We start from the raw sequence: 16,616 nt of genomic DNA, 5'->3' as shown, positions 1-16,616 counted from the left end.
CTGCTGCTCGAGCAGCATCCGCACAGCCCGCTCCCGGAACTCTGGGGGATATCTCATTGGTTTGGTCATTGCTCCATCCTCTCAAGGTTTAGAGCCTCCGACAAACCCGGAGCGATTCAAGGGGCGATAGAGCGGGCTGTTTTCGTCCTCCGGCGCCATAGCGAGGTGATCCCGTCCCTCTCTAACCATTTTTTCGACGAGATGGGCGTGGTTGTTGAGCGTCTCGCTATCGATGGGGCCAATCAGTGCCTTCGCGCGTGCTACGGCAACATGAAGGGAGTTCGTCAAATCCGGGTGAGCGTAGAGCCCGTCACTGGTGGGCGGGTCGATCCGCTCGTCAGTGAAAGGGTCATACGACATGAAATTATGATGAATGGTTTGCTTTGGTGGCATGGATTATTCGTCCTCAACCAGGGTGAATGTGGGCAATGCGGCTCCGTCCGGCTCCTCTCTAGTGGGTGTGGCGGGCAACGCCGCCACCTCTGAGGCCAGGCGTTCGGGGCCAATATGCTGGATCAGGAAGTCGGCAATTTTCTGCATTGGTGCCCGGAGCCGCTCGACGTTCGACACGATATATCCGGCGGTGACATCGTTGGTGTCCCGGTGGTTTAACAGGCGTTTCAACGCGTAATGCGGGATATCCAGCCCCTCGGCGACAGTGATGAAGGTACGGCGCAGGTCGTGCGGGGTAAAGGGGTAGCCCCACTCCTTGGCCACTTTGGCTGTCGCCGACCGGGGTTCCTTTAAGGGGGTGCCCGGAAATTTGGGGCTTTCAAACACCCAGGCTGCTCCCCCGTTGGCTCGACGGCGCTCCAACAGGTCCTGGAGCATGGACGAGAAGGGCAGCACATGGGGGTCACGGTTCTTGGTGTCCGCGATGGTGATCGTTTTGTCGGCAAAATCGATGTCCGACCACTCGAGCGTTGCCGCCTCGGTTTTCCGCAGGCCGGTAAACAGGAGGAAGTGGAAAAAGTCCCGGGTTGTTTCTTCGTTTAACGTCAGGGTCGCATCGAACCAGGCGGCCAATTGGTGCGGTTTAATCAGGGTTTGACGGCGTTTAACCGGGTTCCAGGCCCGGACTTTCCCCAGGCGGTCCACTGGGTTGAAGTGTAGGGTAGGGCGCCCGGACTCGTCTTCGTATTTGGCAATGGCATGGTTAAACACCGCCCGCAGCACGCGCATGGCATTATTGGCCCGTGCGGGCGCCGTGGCGCCCAACTCACGATGCTTGGCCTCTACCATGTCTTTGGAGATATCCACCAGCCGCCGGGTCTTCCAGGTCGACAGACAGCCGTCGATACACTTCCGGTAGTTGTGGACGGTGCCGGGCTTGAGGTGCCGGTGCGTGGCAAGGTAGTCCTCGAAGGCTTCTTCCAGGGTGACGGACTTCGCCAGCTTGGCCCGCTTTTCCGCCGCCGGGTCGTTGCCCATGGCGATACTGCCGAGCAGTTCCTGCGCCTTGAGGCGCGCCTGGGTCGGCGTGAGATGGCCGTAGCGGCCAATCGAGATACGTTTTACCCGGCCGTTGACGCGCTTTTCCACAAAGAAGGTTTTGGCGCCTCCGCTGCCGATGCGCAGGCCAAAACCCGGTAGGGCATCGTCCCGGTGGATGGCCTGCTGTGCGGTGCCATCGGGTTTGCGCGGCGGCAGGGGCAGCCGGTCAATGGATGATTTGGTGAGCTTTGCCATGTCCTCAGTCCGCCATAGTAAACAGGTAAGATAATGCAGCCAGGGGCGGGCCCAAAAATCTGCAAAGAGTCTCCCGTCTATTTCGTAGTAGACCTATAGTAGACGAAAATTGGCAAAAAATGGCAAGTTTGAAAATCAATTTCAAAGAGTGGGTGGCAAAAAAGCCCTATAACTACCTGAAAAATAAAAGATAATAGTGTTTGTTCAAATTCTCTCAAAGAGCTGAGATGTTTCCTTAAAATCTCCCGCCTATTGCAGGCGTGCCGGTTCGATTCCGGCTCCGGGCACCATGCTCAATTCACCCAGTGGCCCGATCCGCCACGCCGCGCCGGCCGGGAGCGCCCCCAAGCGGGGACGGGTATTGCCATCCCCCGGCACCCACGTATAATGCGGCGATTGTTTTTGCGGCTTTGCCTCCCAAAAAAGTACAGCTAAATCAATAAATTAGCTGACAGAATAATGGCGCGGGCGTGGGCCGCTTCCACCCGCGACCATCAATGACCCGAACTCCATCCGCAAGCAGTTTTGTCCAACCGCGTCTGGTAAGCCTGTTGTCCGCCTGGGACAGCGGCGCCCCGGCCGTGGCGCCGGAGCAGTTCACCCAGCGACTGGGACGTTTGATCGACCTGTCCAGCTCCTTTGACCTGGCGGAAACCCTGGACGGCCTGCCCCGTCTGGAGTACGAGCCGGCGGCGGAGCCGGGCGCGCGGGCGCGGGAGGACTTCCTGCGGGTGCACGCGGCGATGATCGGCGCGGTGATGCGCAGCCTGGACCCGGAACGCGGCCCCACCCGCATCCGCTGGCCGGAGCCGGAACCGGAGACAGGCGCGCCGCCGCCCGCGGAGGCCTACAGCAAGTTTTACGCCGCCAACCAGCGAGAGATGGAGGCGCGGGTGCGGGGGTTGCAGGAGCGGGTGCGCGACGCCATTGCCGGCTGCGCGCCGCAACTGGCGCAGCTGGCGACGCTGGACGGCGCCCTGGGCGATGCTCTGCTGGTGCACAGCCGGCGTCTGTTTGCCGGTATTCCCCCGCGGGTAAAAGCCCGCTTGGAGCAATTGCGCGGGGAGGGCGGGGACGCGGTGGAAACGCGTTTGAAGGGCGAGGTGCAGGCCCTGTTATTGGCCGAGATCGAGGCCCGACTGCTGCCGGTACAGGGGCTGGTTGAGGCATTGGAAGAACACTTACACAGCGAATCTAAATGAACAGACTGCTTTACTGGGCTGCCTGCCTGCTGGGCGCGGTGGCCATTGTGTGGATGGGGGCGAGCTTTATCGGCGATCACGCCCTGGCGCTGGCGGTTACGGCGTTGATCGCCGTGGCCTACGGCATGGGTGTCACCGAGTTGCTGTGGTACCGACGGGCCACCGCCAGCCTGGAGCGCGCGTTGGCCAAAGCGCCGTCCAGCCAGGGCGATACCGCCGATGACGATCCGCTGCCCGCCTGGCTCGGCCAGCTGGACACCTCACTGCGCCACGCCGTGCGCCAGCGCATCGAGCTGGGGCAGGCCGGCCTGCCGGCGCCGGTGTTTACGCCCTACCTGGTGGGGCTGCTGGTAATGCTGGGCCTGCTGGGAACATTCTTTGGCATGGTCGATACCCTGTCCGGCGCGGTGATCGCCCTGCAGGGCAATACCGAGCTGGCGGCGATCCGCGCCGGGCTCGCGGCGCCGATCGCCGGGTTGGGCGTGGCCTTTGGCACTTCGGTGGCCGGGGTGGCGGCCTCCGCGATGCTCGGGCTGGCCTCGACCCTGAGCCGGCGCGAGCGCCTACTCGCCAGCCGCGAACTGGACAGCGTCGCGCGGCGGGCGTTTCCGCAATATGCCGTGGACTTCCGGCGGCAGCGGGCCTTCGACGCCATGCAGGCACAGTCCGCCGCGCTGCCGGTCGTGGTGGAGCGCCTGGACGCGCTGACCGACAAGCTCGCCCGCATGGGCAGCGATATCAACGATACCCTCAGCGCCAACCAGGCGCGGTTTCACGAAGCGGCGGGCGCGGACTTCAGCCGCCTGGCGGAGAGCGTCGGCGCCTCTTTGCAGCAGAGCCTCGCCGAGAGCGGCCGCCTGGCCGGTGAAAGTATCCGTCCCCCGTTGGAGCAGGCCATGGCGCGCTTTGTCGAGCACAGCGAGAGCAGCCAGGGCCGGATCGCGGACTTGAGCGCCGAGCAATTGTCGGCGCAGTCCGCGCGCCTGGCCGAGGCCACCGCGACGATCGAATCCTGCGTCCGCGAAGCCACGCAGGCGCAGTCCAGCGCCAATGGCCGCCTGGTCGAGGAGCTGGCGGCGTCGCTGGCGGAGGCCACACAGACGCTGAACGGCAGCCTGTCGCGCTCGTCGGAGGCAATGACTGAAACCCTGTCGCGCTCGTCGGAAACCATGACCGAAAGCCTGTCGCGTTCGTCGGTAACCATGACCGAGACCCTCGCGCAAACCGCCGCGGAACTGGGTAGGACCCTCTCGGACACCACCGCTGAGCTCGACGGCAAGCTGTCGCACGCGGCCGGAGCGTTCGACAAACAGCTGGCCCACACCTCCGGCGCGCTCAACGAACAGCTTTCCGCCAGCGCGGTGCAGTTGCACGAGGCGCTGACGCAGTCCGCCGGCACGCTGGACGACACCTTGTCCGGCGCCACCGCCGAACTGGTACGGATCGTGTCTGGAGCCACCGAGCAGCTCACCGCATCGCAGCGCGAGCAGGCGCGGGAGCTGACAGCGGAAGTGTCGCGCCTGATGGGCAGCGCGGAGGAGTTGGTCAAGGCGCGGGTGGCCACCGAGGAACAGTGGCTGCAAGGGCACCAGGGACGCATGGCGGACCTGTCGGCGTCCGTGGCCGCGGAACTGCGCCAGCTGCGCGATGCCGAGGCAGCGCGTGGCGACGCGGCGGCGGCCCGGCTTGCCGAACTGGAATCCACGGTGGCGGACCACCTGGCCGGGCTCGGCCGGGAGCTGGAAGCGCCGATGGCGCGCCTGATCGAAACCGCGTCGGAGACTCCGCGCGCCGCCGCCGAAGTGATCGCAAAACTGCGTGAAGAGCTGTCCAACAGCATCGAGCGGGACAACCAGCTGCTCGAGGAGCGGCAGCTGGTGCTGGACCAGGTGCAGACGCTGATGGCCTCCCTGGAAAACGCCTCTTCGGACCAGCGCGACGCCGTGGCGCGCATGGTCGAGTCCTCCGCCGGGACCCTCGAGCAAGTGGGTGAGCGTTTTGGCGAGCAGGTGGATGCCGGGGTGGCGCGCATGTCGGCGCTGGCGGGCGAGGTGGCCGGCGGCGCCGGCGAGGTGGCGAGCCTCGGCGAGTCCTTCGGGCTGGCGGTGGCGCAGTTCAGCGAATCCAACCAGGCGCTGATCGACAGCCTGGATCGCATCGAGCAGGCCATGGACCAATCCAGCGCGCGCAGCGATGAACAGCTGGCCTACTACGTGGCCCAGGCGCGGGAGATCATCGATCACAGCGTACTCTCGCAGAAGGAAATCATCGAGGAGTTGCGCCAGCTCGGTCGCCAGGAAGAACTGTTCGAGACCGGGGCCGAGGTCGCGGGTTGATGAGCGAGCTGGACCAGGAGCTGTCCAACGATACGCCGGTATGGGCCGTGTTCGGCGACCTGATGGCCGGCCTGGTCGGGGTATTCGTGCTGATCCTGGTGTGGGTGGTGGGCTACCAGGTGCAGCTGGCGAGCAGCCTCGCCGAGGAAACCAGCCGCCGCGAGGCGGAGCAGGAGCGCCGCATTGTGCTGGAGCAGGCCCTGGCCGGACCGCTGGCGGCGGGGCGTATCTCCCTGAGTGACGGGCGCATCGGCATCAGCGGCAGCGTGCTGTTCGGGCTCAACTCCGCCGAGTTGCAGCCCGAGGGGCGCGAATTGCTGCGCAGCCTGATCAAGCCGCTGCAGGTCTACCTGGCGGACCGCGACGAGCTGCTGATGGTCAGTGGCTTCACCGACGACCTGCCGATCCAGGACGGCAACCTGCATTTCCAGGACAACTGGGAGCTGTCCGCCCAGCGCGCCCTGACGGTAACCCGGGCGCTGATCACGGCGGGCATGCCCGCCGAGCTGGTGTTCGCCTCGGCCTTCGGCGACCAGCAGCCCGTGGCCTCGAATGACGAGGCCGGGGGACGGGCCCGCAACCGCCGCGTGGAAATGGCGCCGGTACCGAAAATGACAGGCGGTGGCGCCGGTGAATCGGCCGAATAGTCCGCCGATGGACGGCGACCCCTCCGAAATGCCCGGCGCGCAAACGCCGCCCGGGACACTGCCGCCCCCGCCACGGCCGCGCGACCTGTCCCCGGACACACTGGCCCAGACCCTCGATGCACTGGAAGCCCGCCCGGACCATTGCCGCGACGCGCCGCGCCTCGGCTTTATTCGCGGCCTGTTGCGTCGCGCCGATGCGCTGGGCGGCGAGAGCGCCGGGGTCCTGAAGCGGCGCGCCCAGGCGGCGCTGGGGGGCTACCTCGACGGGCTGCACCGGGATCGGGCGCGGGCGCAAGATCTCGGCCAGCGCCTGTTGGCGGCCCACCCGGACCGGGCCGGGGACCTGCAGTCCCTGCTGGCCTGTCACGATATCGGCGCGCTTGTGCGCCTGGAGCGCCGCTTGCAACGCGCGCGGGGTGACAGCGCGCTGGCGGCATTGACCCGCGAGCTGGCGGCCAGCACCCATCTCGCGGCCAACGACAGTAGCGGGGATTTCAGCGATCGTGTGCGCAGCCAGGAGCGGGAATTACTGGCCGCCTACGCCGTGGACGCGCCCGGCACCGTGGAGTTGCGCGCCGCGCGCCGCTACCGCCAGGCGGCGCAGCGCGCCGGGGTGGAACACCTGGTGAGCGCGTCCATCGCCAACTCCCCGGAGGAATCCGGGCCGCTGAACCCGCAGAAGCTCGCCACGCGTGCCCTGGCCACCATGCGCGAGCTGTCTCCGGCATGCAGCACGCGCTATGTGGCCTACCTCAGCACCTTGCTCCACCTGGAATCCCTGCAGTAGAAAAGCGCTGCGGAAATCCGGATGCTGTAGTAGATTCACGGCAAAGTCCGGTTACACTGCGTGCTCCTTTTGTTACGGTCTCGTAGAAATCACGTGTCGTGCACACTGTGGCGGGCGGGGAAGCGGCGGGACCTAAAGAGCAGGCATGGATGGGGGCGATAACAATGGGGGCTGAAGAACCGGTAACCACTTTGCTGAAGCAGTGGCGCGCCGGCAGTGACGCGGCGCTCGACCAGCTCACGCCGCTGGTTTACGAGGAGCTGCGCAAACGGGCCCGGGCCGCGTTTCGTTCCGAGCAGGCCGGCCACACCCTGCAGCCCACCGCGTTGGTGCATGAATTGTTTGGCCGCCTGTCCCCGATCGACGTCGACTGGCGGGACCGCAGCCATTTCTATGCCCTGTGTTCGCGGATGATGCGGCGAATTCTGGTGGACCACGCCAAGGCCCGGGCCGCCGCCAAGCGCGGTGGCGGCAACCGCCAGCTGACCCTGAGCGTGGCATTGGCGTCGGAATCGGCGGCCGAGACCCCCAATCACGAAGACCTGCTGAGCCTGGACCGGGCGCTCAACCAGCTGTCCGAACTCGACCAGCGCAAGGCCGACCTGCTCGACCTGCAGATTTTTGGCGGCCTGTCGTTCCGCGAGCTGGAGGAAGTGACCGGGCTGTCCAGCAGCACCCTCGACCGGGATTTGCGCTTCGCCCGGTCGTGGCTCAAAGCCCAGTTGAGCGCCGGGCAGTAGCTCGCAGGGATGCCTCGGCGCCCGCCGGTTTCGGTCAGGGCAGGGGAGCGATATCCTGGCACGCGGCCGGGTCCGCCTGCAGATCCGCCGGTGTCATGATCTCAACGGAGACGGATATCAGCGCGGTATTGGGCAGGCTGCCACCGTCGATGCGGAAGGTGACGTACTCGCTCTTGTCATCCGTCGCGCTGTCGAAGTCCGTGATTTCGATCGTCGAGCTCCGGCTGGTGTCATGTCCTGTCCAGGCATTGTCGTATATCTCCGGGTCCTCCACGGTGAGAATGAGGTCGGTCAGGCTGTTGATGCGCATATAGACGGACTGCCCCCAGTAGCGCGGATTGCTGCTGGCGGGGCGGGTTCTTCTGATCACGTCGTCGAAGAAGCTCTTGGTGTATACGGTGGTGGCGCCCCCGGTCTTGTAGCCGAAACGCACGTCCGCGCGTATATCGTCACAGGCGGTGCAGGCGCCTTCCCAGTAGAGGTCGGTGACGCGTGCCCTGACGCACATGTCGGTTCCATCCAGCGGGTCGATGTTCAACGACACCTCGGGACCGTCGTCCCACTGCCAGGGGTCGCCGTCGGTGTTGGGATTGCCGGGGTCGGTGCCGGCATTGAACTCCTCCCGGTCGGAGAGCCCGTCGAAATCCGCATTGTCGACACTGGGATCGGAGTAAACGTTGTAGTGGTTTTGCGTGGGGCCGACCCGGACCCGCCAGGGCGTGAGTTCATCGCCATCCACGAAACCGTCACCGTCCGAGTCATTGTTACGGGGGTCGGTGAAGATCGCGATAACATCTTCGCTGCCGTTTGCCCGCAGCGGGTCAGGCGCCTCGCCGCTGATCTCGATATTGTCGTCCAGGCCATCCAGGTCGGTATCACTCACTCGTGGGTGGGTTCCTGCATCGCGTTCCTGGGCGTCCAGCGCGCCGTCGTTGTCGGTGTCGCGATCCGCGGGGTTGGAGGTGGGCGCCAGGCCGCCGAAGGTGTTGATGTTGATTCCCCCGATGTTCACCGAAGTACAGGCGGGAGCGGTAGTTCCATTGTCGATCGCACAGCGATTGGTCACGCCAGCCAGGGTGAAGTTCACGTCCCAACCGCCGGTTTCCTCGAAGCCCGCGAGGCCGTCATTATCCAGATCCTGCACGTCGTCGATATCGGCGTAGTTCGGATTGGCGAAGAAATAGCGCTCGTCGCCATCGTTCACGCCGTCGCCATCGGTATCCGGGTTGAGGAAGTTTGAGATGCAGTTGAGGATGACTTTATCGGTATACGCCGGTTCGGTGGGAAGGTCGTTGGGGTCGACTTCGCTGCAGCCCCAAAGGCCCGCGTTTACCGAGGGGTCGAAGGGGTAGTCGAGGTAGGTGATATAGCCGTAAAGCTCGTCGTAGTCACTGATGCCGTCGTCGTCGGTATCGGGTTTTTTGGCGTCGGTGCCGGTCTGGTACTCCTTCAGGTCGTCGAGGCCGTCGCCGTCGGTATCCACGGCACTGCAGCTGGAAAACCCTTCGTAGCGGCCAACACCGACAATGTCGATCCACCAGCGCTCGCTTTCGGGCCGCCCGTCCTCCAGGCCGAACTCCTCGAAAAAGTCGGTCAAGCTGTCCTGGTCCGAATCCGGGTCGTTGTCGTCACAGCCGCGGGCGTACTCCTGGCGCGCCGGAATCCGGTCGTTGTCGTTGTCCTGTACGTAGGCGAGATTGATGCCGGTACCGGGCAGCAATACCTGGTCGTCCGGGCCGATCGGCCCATCGCTGAAGGACAGTTGGCCGTCCAGGATCAGCCCGCTGGGTGTCAGCAGCGACCACTGCCGGCCGCTGCCGGAAACCGCGCGGCGGATGCGTGTGACACGCTCCACGCCGTCGCTGTTGAATTCGGTGGCGTAACTGATCCGTTGCAATTGCGGGTTGGCGTTGTCGCTGGCGGCGTCGTAGTGTCGCAGGCCCAGCACGTCCCGCATCACATCGTGGAACACCACGCCGAGGTTCTTGCCGGACAGGCTGTAGCTGACCAGGCTGTCGCTGTCGCCGGGCAGCAGGCCATACAGGGCCAGCACCTCGTCGGTGCCGATACCCTCTTCGGCGGCGATGGCATCGACCACGCTGCCGATCTCGCGACCGAAACTGGTCGCCACGCGGTAGAACTCGGTGTCGTTGTCGCCAACCTGGTCGCCGTTCAGGTCGAGGCCGCCAAAGTCGATGATGAAGGAGGTGGTGCGGTCGCTGACTTCCTGCGAACTGAAGGCAAAGTTGCGGCCGTCCTCGTCCTCGATGTTGTAGTTGGAAATACGGAAGATCACCCCGGTGGGGTCGCGCTGCAGGCGCTCGACCTGGGCCGGGAAAATGTCGCGGCTGACAAAACGCAGGGGGCCGATACGGCTGACCAGCGGCCCCAGGTTGTAGGTGGTGCCGAGGTTGCCGCCCGGATTTTCCGGCACCAAGGTGGCCACGGACACATACTGGCCCGGGTTGCGGATATCCGGGACCAGGGCGGTGATCTGCAGGTCGCTGATGCTGAAGGCGACGTCACCGGCGGAAGACAGGTAGAGCTGGGTGCTGACCTCCGCCGCCTCGATACGCCGCGAGACCGTCGAACTCTCGCTGACCTCCGCCGCGGTCGACAGCGATTGGTTGTACTCGTCCTGGGTCGCGCGCACCGATTCTTTCGACCAGCTGGAAGACCAGCTGTGTTCGTAGCCCGCGGTCACCTCCAGGCCGATCTTGGCCTTGGGGATGCCCGCCTTCGCGGGGTCGATTTCAAACTCCGTCGAGGCGGTCACGCCGGCGCTCACTTTGTCGCTGACCTCGGAGGTGCGCGAGTGGGTGCTGGAGTTACTCTGGGTCAATGTCGTGCTGACGTTGCGCTGCTCGAGCTCGCTGGTGCCGCTTTCATTGGACTCGTCGAAACGCACGTCCAGCTCCAGGGTCAGGCTCTGGATCTCGAACACCGGCTGTGGCAGGTCCGCGAGGCGCGGATTGCGATTGGCCAGTACCACTTCGTCGTCGTCGGGGATCTGGTCGCCGTCGGTGTCCACCAGCAGCGGGGAGGTGCGGTAGAAGTTGACCTCCTCGCCGTCCGCCAACCCGTCGCCGTCGGAGTCCTGGTGGGTGGGTTGGCTGAAGATACCGTTGTATTCATGGGCGTCGGCCAGGCCGTCACTGTCGGTATCGCGGTTGCGCGGGTCGGTGTTCAGCTGGCGCTCCACACGGTCGTCGAGGCCGTCGCCGTCGGTGTCGGCCGAGAAGGGGTCGCTGGTCACTTCCCGTTCAACGACCTGGCCATTGCTGTTCGAGACGCGGGTGACCCAGCCGCGCTGTTCCTCGTTGTCCGCCAGGCCGTCGCCATCGGTATCGGTGACCGAGCCGCCGTTGGGGGGCGTGCCGGCAAACTGCGCGGTATTCGCGGTCACGAATCCGGCGTTGGTGGCTCTCACCTGGAATGACTGGCCGAAGCTGTCGCTTACGCCGATGACGGAAAGCTGGTAGGTGACGTCGTTCTGGGACAGTGTCGTGAGCTCCACCACGGTGCGGTCGTCCCCGCTGAAGGCGGCGCCGGTTACGGCCAGGCTGCCGGCCTCGCCGTTCACGTTGCGCTGGGATACCGCGTAGTTTCCCGCCACCTCGGCGCTGTCGTCCATGGCCTGGCTGAATACCACCCGTACCGTGGTATTGCCACTGGAGGCCGCCCCGACCACCACGGGCGGTGGCGGCAGGGTTCCCTCGTCATCGACCGGCGAGCTGTACGGCGGTACCTCGAAGGACTGCGTGCCGCCCGCCGCCGGGTTGCCGGCGGCGTCGGTCAGTCCGCTCACGCGCACGCTGACAATGGCGTTGGCGGGAAGGTCGTCGTTGCTGAGGGCAACGCGGGTGCAGTAGTTATTCAGCCGCGCCTCGGTAACCGGCAGCGGGGTGCTGCCGCTACAGCTCGTGGCGCCATCCCGGGGCAGGCAGTAGCTCAGCTCGTAGAGCGTTTCATCGCCTCCCGTATCGCACAGGGGCTCGGAGAATTCCGCGTAGACCACGCCGGCGCCGCCGCGGATGACGCGCGTGATCTCGGGCGGGGTGACGTCACTGTCCACGCTGCCGCGACCGAAGAACACCGCGCTACTGTACTGGGGGTCGATAAAGGCCTGCCCGGCGGCGTTGGCGATGTTGGTCGCGCGCACCAGGTACTCGCGCACCGCTTGTGTCCCGGTGCGCAACAGCACGGTTCTGCCATCGCCCTGCAGGGCGGCCGACTGGACCACCAGCTCGCCCGCCTCAATGCGCGGGCTGCCGTTTTCGGCGGCCAGGATACGATAGTAGCTGTCGTTTTCGGCACTGTTGGCCGACAGCCGGGTATCGAAGGTCAGCAGCACCTCCCGGTTGTTGAGGGAGATGGCGCTGGACAGGCGCGGCCGGGCGGCGGCCACGTCCCGCGGTGTTTCGGGCACGATGACCCTGTCGTCGTCGAGCACGTTGCCGGTATTGTCGATGACATTGGCCACGCTGACGTTGATGAGCGCTCCCTCGGGGATAAAGGACGTGGCCAGGGTCGCGGCGGTACAGAACTCGTCGAGTTCCACCTGATTGACCGATGCCTGGAACTGATCCGCGTTCGCGGCACAGGTGTTGCTGTTCGCGGGCGGCAGGCAGTAGCGGACCGTGTAGTTGCCGGGATTGCCCCCGGTGCGACATACCGGCTCCGAAAAACTGAGCGCCAGCTGATTGCTGTTGTCGACATGCGCGTCGATGATTTCGGGTGGCTGGGTGTCGTCTTCGCCCATGCCCACAATCGTGGTGCGCGAGTAGTCCGGGTTGATATAGGTGTTGTTCACGTTGGTGATGTTTCTTACCTCCACCCTGTAGGAGCGGTTATCCTGCGAGGCGGTGGTCAGTATCATGCGGCGCTGGTCGGCCAGCAGCTCCGCGGCGGTCACGGGCAGGGGCTCGGCGCCGGGCGCGGGGCGGTCATTTTCCAGAGGAATGACCAGGTAGGCGTCCAGGTTCTGAGTCGACTGTTGGGACATTTCGCTGTCGAAGCTCAACAGCAGCTCGGTTACGCTCAGGGTTACCACCGATTCCAGGCGGGGTTCCACCGCCGGATCGCCCACCAGCACGATGTCCCCATCCGGCATGGAGGGGTGCGTCAGGCGATACTCCTCCAGGGGCATGAGTTCCCCGGGCGACACCACCAGGCGGGCGCTGGAGTCGTCGCCGTTGGGCTGCGCCTCGAGGATTTGCAGCGGATTGCCCTCGCCATCCAGCAGGACATAGTCAGCGAGCTCAATATCCTCCATGGAGACCGGCTGATCGAAACTCACCTCGATATAGTGCGGGCTCAGGCTGCGCGCGGCGGTTACCTCCGCCGCGCCGGGTTGCGGCTCCGGCGCGGGTGGCGGGGCGGTCGGGGTGTCTCCGCCCGACGAGGAGCCGCCGCCCCCGCCGCCACAGGCGCTCAGCATCACCAGTAGCAGGGCGGCGCCCCAGTGTTTTGCTTGCAGAGAGTGTATGCAGTCCATTGTCGACTCCCGACTCGGAGGTATTGGGGGGCGTTCCGCCGGCGCAAGATGTCTTCGCTAGACCACGCGGAATCCCGGTGTTTGGCTGTATAGCGACATCCGCGGTGGAATTTGCCCATCGCCGGACAAAAAATTGCGCCCTTTGTGTCAATTGGCCCGGGGAGGGAGGGCCGGGGGAGCGGGAGGGCCCCGGATGGCGGGGGGGCGGGAGCTTTTGGAGTACACCTGGGGAGTTTACTGGGGGCGTCCGCCGGGCTAAGCTCTGGTCTTTTTGCCGACGCCCATGCAGCACAGTCACCGCCAACGCCGTTTTCCCCTGCGCACCTCGGGAGCGCTGTTTTTCTTTGTCGCCGCCTATGCGGCCTTCGAGCTGGGGGTGACGGTGAGCGAGCGGCCGGAACTGGCCGATGGCGGCGTCCTCAGCAAGGCCTACTACAGCCTGAGCCTGTTCGTGGTGGGCGGTCTCGACCTGGGCACGCCGGAAGGCGGCAGCGCCTTCGGCCGGGCCCTGCTGTGGCTGGCCTACTTCGGCGCGCCGATCCTCGCCGCGTCGACCTTGATCGAGGCCCTGTGGCGGGCCATCGCCCCCCGGCAGTGGCAGTTCCGGCGGCTCAATGACCACATTGTGGTCGTCGGTTCCGGCGAGCTTACCTTCAGCTACCTGCGGGTGCTGCGCCACCGCGAGCCGCGGGTGCCGGTGGTGATTGTGTGCAATTCACCTCAGGACCCCTCCCTGGTGGAAGAGTTCAAGCACAGCTTCAACGCGCTGTTCATGGTGGGGGACATCACCCACGAGTACTGCCTGGAGCAGATACGCGTCACGCGGGCGCGCAAGATCCTGTTGCTGGACGACAATAGCCTGCGCAGCTACGAGGCGGCGAGCATCCTGCTGCGGATGCAACCCGACGTGGGGGCCAGGGTGGTGATTCACTGCGGCAACCTGCGTTTCATGCGCGCGATGGCCGACACCCGCGTGGCCCGCCAATGTGAAACCTTCAATACCTACCACCTCGCCGCGGCCGGACTGGTGCGCAGCCACATGATTCACCACTTCCGCGAGACCCGCTCCCGGGATGTGGTGATCATCGCCGGCTTCGGCCGCTTCGGCCAGACCATTCTGGAGGAATTGCAGCGCCACGCCATCGACGAACTGGCCACGGTGCTGATCATCGACAAGGACGCCCAGCGCCGGGTGCTGGTGGCGGACGAGCAGGTGGCCTATTCAGGCAACTACCGGCGGGAGATCCAGGAGGGGAATATCTCCCACCCCGACGTGTGGCGCCGGGTCAGCGACGCGGTGGAAGTCACCGGCGACAACACGGTTTTCGTGCTGGGCACCGGGCGCGAGGAGGACAACCTGCGCACCGCCCTGTGGCTCCGGCGCAAGTATCCCCTGGCCATGGTCATCGCCCGCAGCAGCAAGCAGTCCCTGTTCGCCTCCGAGGTGGGCACGGACCACGATATCGTTAGCATCAGTATCAACGAGCTGGTGGAAGACAATATCCCCGCCAGCTGGACCAGCCGCTAGCCGACCTGTCCCCCGGCGGGCGCGGCTGGTATCCTTCGGCTTTGTTTGATGCCCACCGAGGAGGCAATTTGCAACAGGCGCTTGAGAACATGCTGGCGATGCAGCACAGCATGAACACCCGGGTCCATGAACAGTGGATCGAACAGCAGTTCGCCTGGTACCGGGCGATCTGGATCGAGTGCGGGGAGCTGGTGGAGCACTACGGCTACAAGTGGTGGAAAAAGCAGGAGCCGGACATGGCCCAGGTGCAGTTGGAGGTCATCGATATCTGGCACTTCGGCATGTCGGCCCTGTTCGCGCCCGGGAAGCCGCAGCGGGAACTGGCCGCCGAGATCGCCGCCGAGGTGTCCGGCTTCGAGCCCGCGGGCCTGGATGTGCGCGAGGCCACCGAGGCCCTGGCGCAGCACGCCCTGGAAACCCGCAGCTTTTCGCCGGCGCGTTTCTGGGAGCTGATGCTGGCCGCAGGGCTGGACTTCGAGACCCTGTACTCGGCCTACGTGGGCAAGAACGTGCTCAATTTCTTCCGCCAGGATCACGGCTACAAAGAGGGTACCTACGCCAAGACCTGGCAAGGTCGCGAGGACAACGAACACCTGGTGGAGGTGATGGACACCCTGGACGGTGGTGCCGGGGACTTCGCCGACCAGGTCTATGCCGCCCTCGAGCAGCGCTACCGGGAAGCGACCGGAGCCGCCTGACACCGTGGCCGGGGACGAGGACAAGCTCTCCACCACCGCCCTGGCGCGGTCGCTGGAACTGCCGGTGCAGCAGCTGTTCGTCACCCTCAGGGACTACGGCTGGATCGAGCGCCGGGCCGACAACTGGCTGCTGACGCCCAAGGGGGAGTACGAGGGCGGCAGCTACCGCGACAGTCGCCGCTTCGGGCGTTACATCGTGTGGCCGTCGGCCCTGGCCAAGCACCCGCTGCTGTCGGCCATTGAATCCAACCAGCGTATCACCGCCGCCTCCCTGCGCCGTTTCTATCCCGCGCTCCACCCACGGCAGATCAACCGCAGCCTGGCGGAGATCGGCCTGCAGCAGCACAGCATCCTGGGCTGGGAGTTGACCGAACTCGGCCGCCAGTGGGGCGGCCAGCAGGCCGAGAGCGAGAACAGCGGGGCGTTCTATGTCACCTGGCCCCACGAAATCGTCGATCACCCGGTGGTGCAGCGCGAACTGATGCGGCTGGCCGCCGGGCCGCCGGAGCCACCGCAGGAAGCTCCACCCGCCGGGGAGGGGGACCTGTTCGCCATCCGAGACGAGGAGCGGCCGGGGGCGCGGGACGGTTGCGAGGGCATCGACGGGCACCGCCTGGAGACGCCTTTGGAGCAGCGGGTCTGCGATTGGCTGTACCTGGCGCAGCTCGCCCATGCCTACCGCCGGGCGCTGCCCTGCGAGGAGCCCCTGCGGGCGGATTTCTACCTGCCCCAGGGCGGCGTGTACATCGATTGCTGGAGCGAGAACCTGGCGGCCGGCGAGCTGTCGGCCCGCCTGCGCCGCCGCGAGGTCTACCGGGAGCTGGGCCTGCGCGCGATCGAGATCAACGCCGGGGACGGGGACCAGCTCGACGAGGTGTTGGGGCGGGGATTGCTGGCCTTCGGGATTCGCTGCTGAGCGCCGCGTTGCGGCCGAATGAATTCGGCCCTACAGTAGCCCGAACCACCACCCGCGGGGTCGATTCACCCGGCCCAACCGCGTCATCCCCGCCTCATCTAGGGTCGAATTCATTCGACCGATATACCGCGCCTCGCCGACAGCTTGTTGGCGGAATGAATGCCGCCCTACAGGGATACGCAAGCCCTCTTTGTAGGGTCGAATTCATTCGACCAAATACCACGCCCCCTACAACAGGCTGTCAATCTGCGACGCCAGGGCGAAATCCTTTTCCGAAATCCCGTCCGCATCGTGGGTGGTCAGGTAGATCTCCACCCGGTTGTACACGTTGGACCACTCCGGGTGGTGGTTCATGGTCTCGGCCAGCAGGGCCACCTGGCTCATGAAGCCCCAGGCATCCACGAAATTACTGAATACAAAATGCCGAAACAATTTGTGCTGGTCGATGCCCCAGTCGGGCAGGTCACCGAGCCGGGCTTCGACTTCCGCCGCGGACATCTTGGTTGCGCTCATCACTGGCTCCCTGAATCTCGAACGGAATCGCCTGCTGTCATACCGCGCCGGTCCCGCATGGGC

At 65.4% G+C, this 16,616-nt stretch carries 12 protein-coding genes; 8 read left to right on the top strand and 4 right to left on the bottom strand.

Features of this window, described 5'->3' with window-relative positions; genetic code table 11:
• Positions 1 to 81: 81 nt before the first annotated feature.
• Complete coding sequence (locus tag JYP50_RS14210; RefSeq protein WP_206561204.1) at positions 82 to 393, bottom strand: hypothetical protein; 312 nt, start codon at positions 391 to 393, stop codon at positions 82 to 84.
• Between the two features lie 3 nt (positions 394 to 396).
• Entirely contained in the window at positions 397 to 1,689 is a 1,293-nt protein-coding gene (locus JYP50_RS14205; protein WP_206561203.1) for a tyrosine-type recombinase/integrase, read from the bottom strand.
• A 497-nt stretch (positions 1,690 to 2,186) separates the two neighbouring features.
• Between JYP50_RS14205 and JYP50_RS14200 the strand changes: the two genes are divergently transcribed.
• The 5 genes from JYP50_RS14200 to JYP50_RS14180 all read left to right on the top strand — a co-directional run bounded on the left by JYP50_RS14200 (position 2,187) and on the right by JYP50_RS14180 (position 7,401).
• On the top strand, positions 2,187 to 2,891 hold the full coding sequence (locus JYP50_RS14200; protein WP_206561202.1) for a DUF3348 family protein: 705 nt from the start codon (positions 2,187 to 2,189) through the stop codon (positions 2,889 to 2,891).
• Positions 2,888 to 5,227, top strand: a complete 2,340-nt coding sequence (locus tag JYP50_RS14195; protein ID WP_206561201.1) for an apolipoprotein A1/A4/E family protein — start codon at positions 2,888 to 2,890, stop codon at positions 5,225 to 5,227. Before JYP50_RS14200 ends, JYP50_RS14195 begins: the two co-directional genes overlap by 4 nt.
• Positions 5,227 to 5,874 (top strand): OmpA family protein, encoded by a 648-nt coding sequence (locus JYP50_RS14190; RefSeq protein WP_206561200.1) that lies wholly within the window; start codon positions 5,227 to 5,229, stop codon positions 5,872 to 5,874. The genes JYP50_RS14195 and JYP50_RS14190 overlap by 1 nt, the downstream gene beginning before the upstream one ends.
• Positions 5,858 to 6,661: a DUF2894 domain-containing protein gene (locus tag JYP50_RS14185; RefSeq protein WP_206561199.1), complete on the top strand. Its 804-nt coding sequence runs from the start codon at positions 5,858 to 5,860 to the stop codon at positions 6,659 to 6,661. The genes JYP50_RS14190 and JYP50_RS14185 overlap by 17 nt, the downstream gene beginning before the upstream one ends.
• A 164-nt stretch (positions 6,662 to 6,825) precedes the next feature.
• Positions 6,826 to 7,401 carry an ECF-type sigma factor gene (locus JYP50_RS14180; RefSeq protein ID WP_206561198.1) on the top strand — a complete coding sequence of 192 codons (576 nt, stop codon included), beginning with the start codon at positions 6,826 to 6,828 and terminating at the stop codon, positions 7,399 to 7,401.
• A gap of 34 nt (positions 7,402 to 7,435) precedes the next feature.
• Here the strand turns inward: JYP50_RS14180 and JYP50_RS14175 are convergent, their stop codons facing one another.
• Positions 7,436 to 12,898 carry a hypothetical protein gene (locus JYP50_RS14175; protein ID WP_206561197.1) on the bottom strand — a complete coding sequence of 1,821 codons (5,463 nt, stop codon included), beginning with the start codon at positions 12,896 to 12,898 and terminating at the stop codon, positions 7,436 to 7,438.
• Between the two features lie 283 nt (positions 12,899 to 13,181).
• Here JYP50_RS14175 and JYP50_RS14170 point away from each other — a divergent pair, with 283 nt between their 5' ends.
• The 3 genes from JYP50_RS14170 to JYP50_RS14160 all read left to right on the top strand — a co-directional run bounded on the left by JYP50_RS14170 (position 13,182) and on the right by JYP50_RS14160 (position 16,040).
• Positions 13,182 to 14,426, top strand: a complete 1,245-nt coding sequence (locus JYP50_RS14170; protein WP_206561196.1) for an NAD-binding protein — start codon at positions 13,182 to 13,184, stop codon at positions 14,424 to 14,426.
• A 68-nt stretch (positions 14,427 to 14,494) separates the two neighbouring features.
• On the top strand, positions 14,495 to 15,124 hold the full coding sequence (locus JYP50_RS14165) for a dUTP diphosphatase (RefSeq protein WP_206561195.1): 630 nt from the start codon (positions 14,495 to 14,497) through the stop codon (positions 15,122 to 15,124).
• A 4-nt stretch (positions 15,125 to 15,128) separates the two neighbouring features.
• Positions 15,129 to 16,040, top strand: a complete 912-nt coding sequence (locus JYP50_RS14160; RefSeq protein WP_347136794.1) for a hypothetical protein — start codon at positions 15,129 to 15,131, stop codon at positions 16,038 to 16,040.
• Positions 16,041 to 16,268: 228 nt separating this feature from the next.
• On the opposite strand, the gene JYP50_RS14155 is transcribed toward JYP50_RS14160, so the two are convergent.
• A complete protein-coding gene (locus tag JYP50_RS14155) occupies positions 16,269 to 16,553 on the bottom strand; it encodes a 4a-hydroxytetrahydrobiopterin dehydratase (protein WP_241263140.1) in 285 nt (94 codons plus the stop codon).
• Positions 16,554 to 16,616: the final 63 nt, after the last annotated feature.

The organism is Parahaliea mediterranea (assembly GCF_017255185.1).
Taxonomy (GTDB): domain Bacteria; phylum Pseudomonadota; class Gammaproteobacteria; order Pseudomonadales; family Halieaceae; genus JAFKCZ01.
This window is presented reverse-complemented; position numbering and strand designations above follow the sequence as displayed.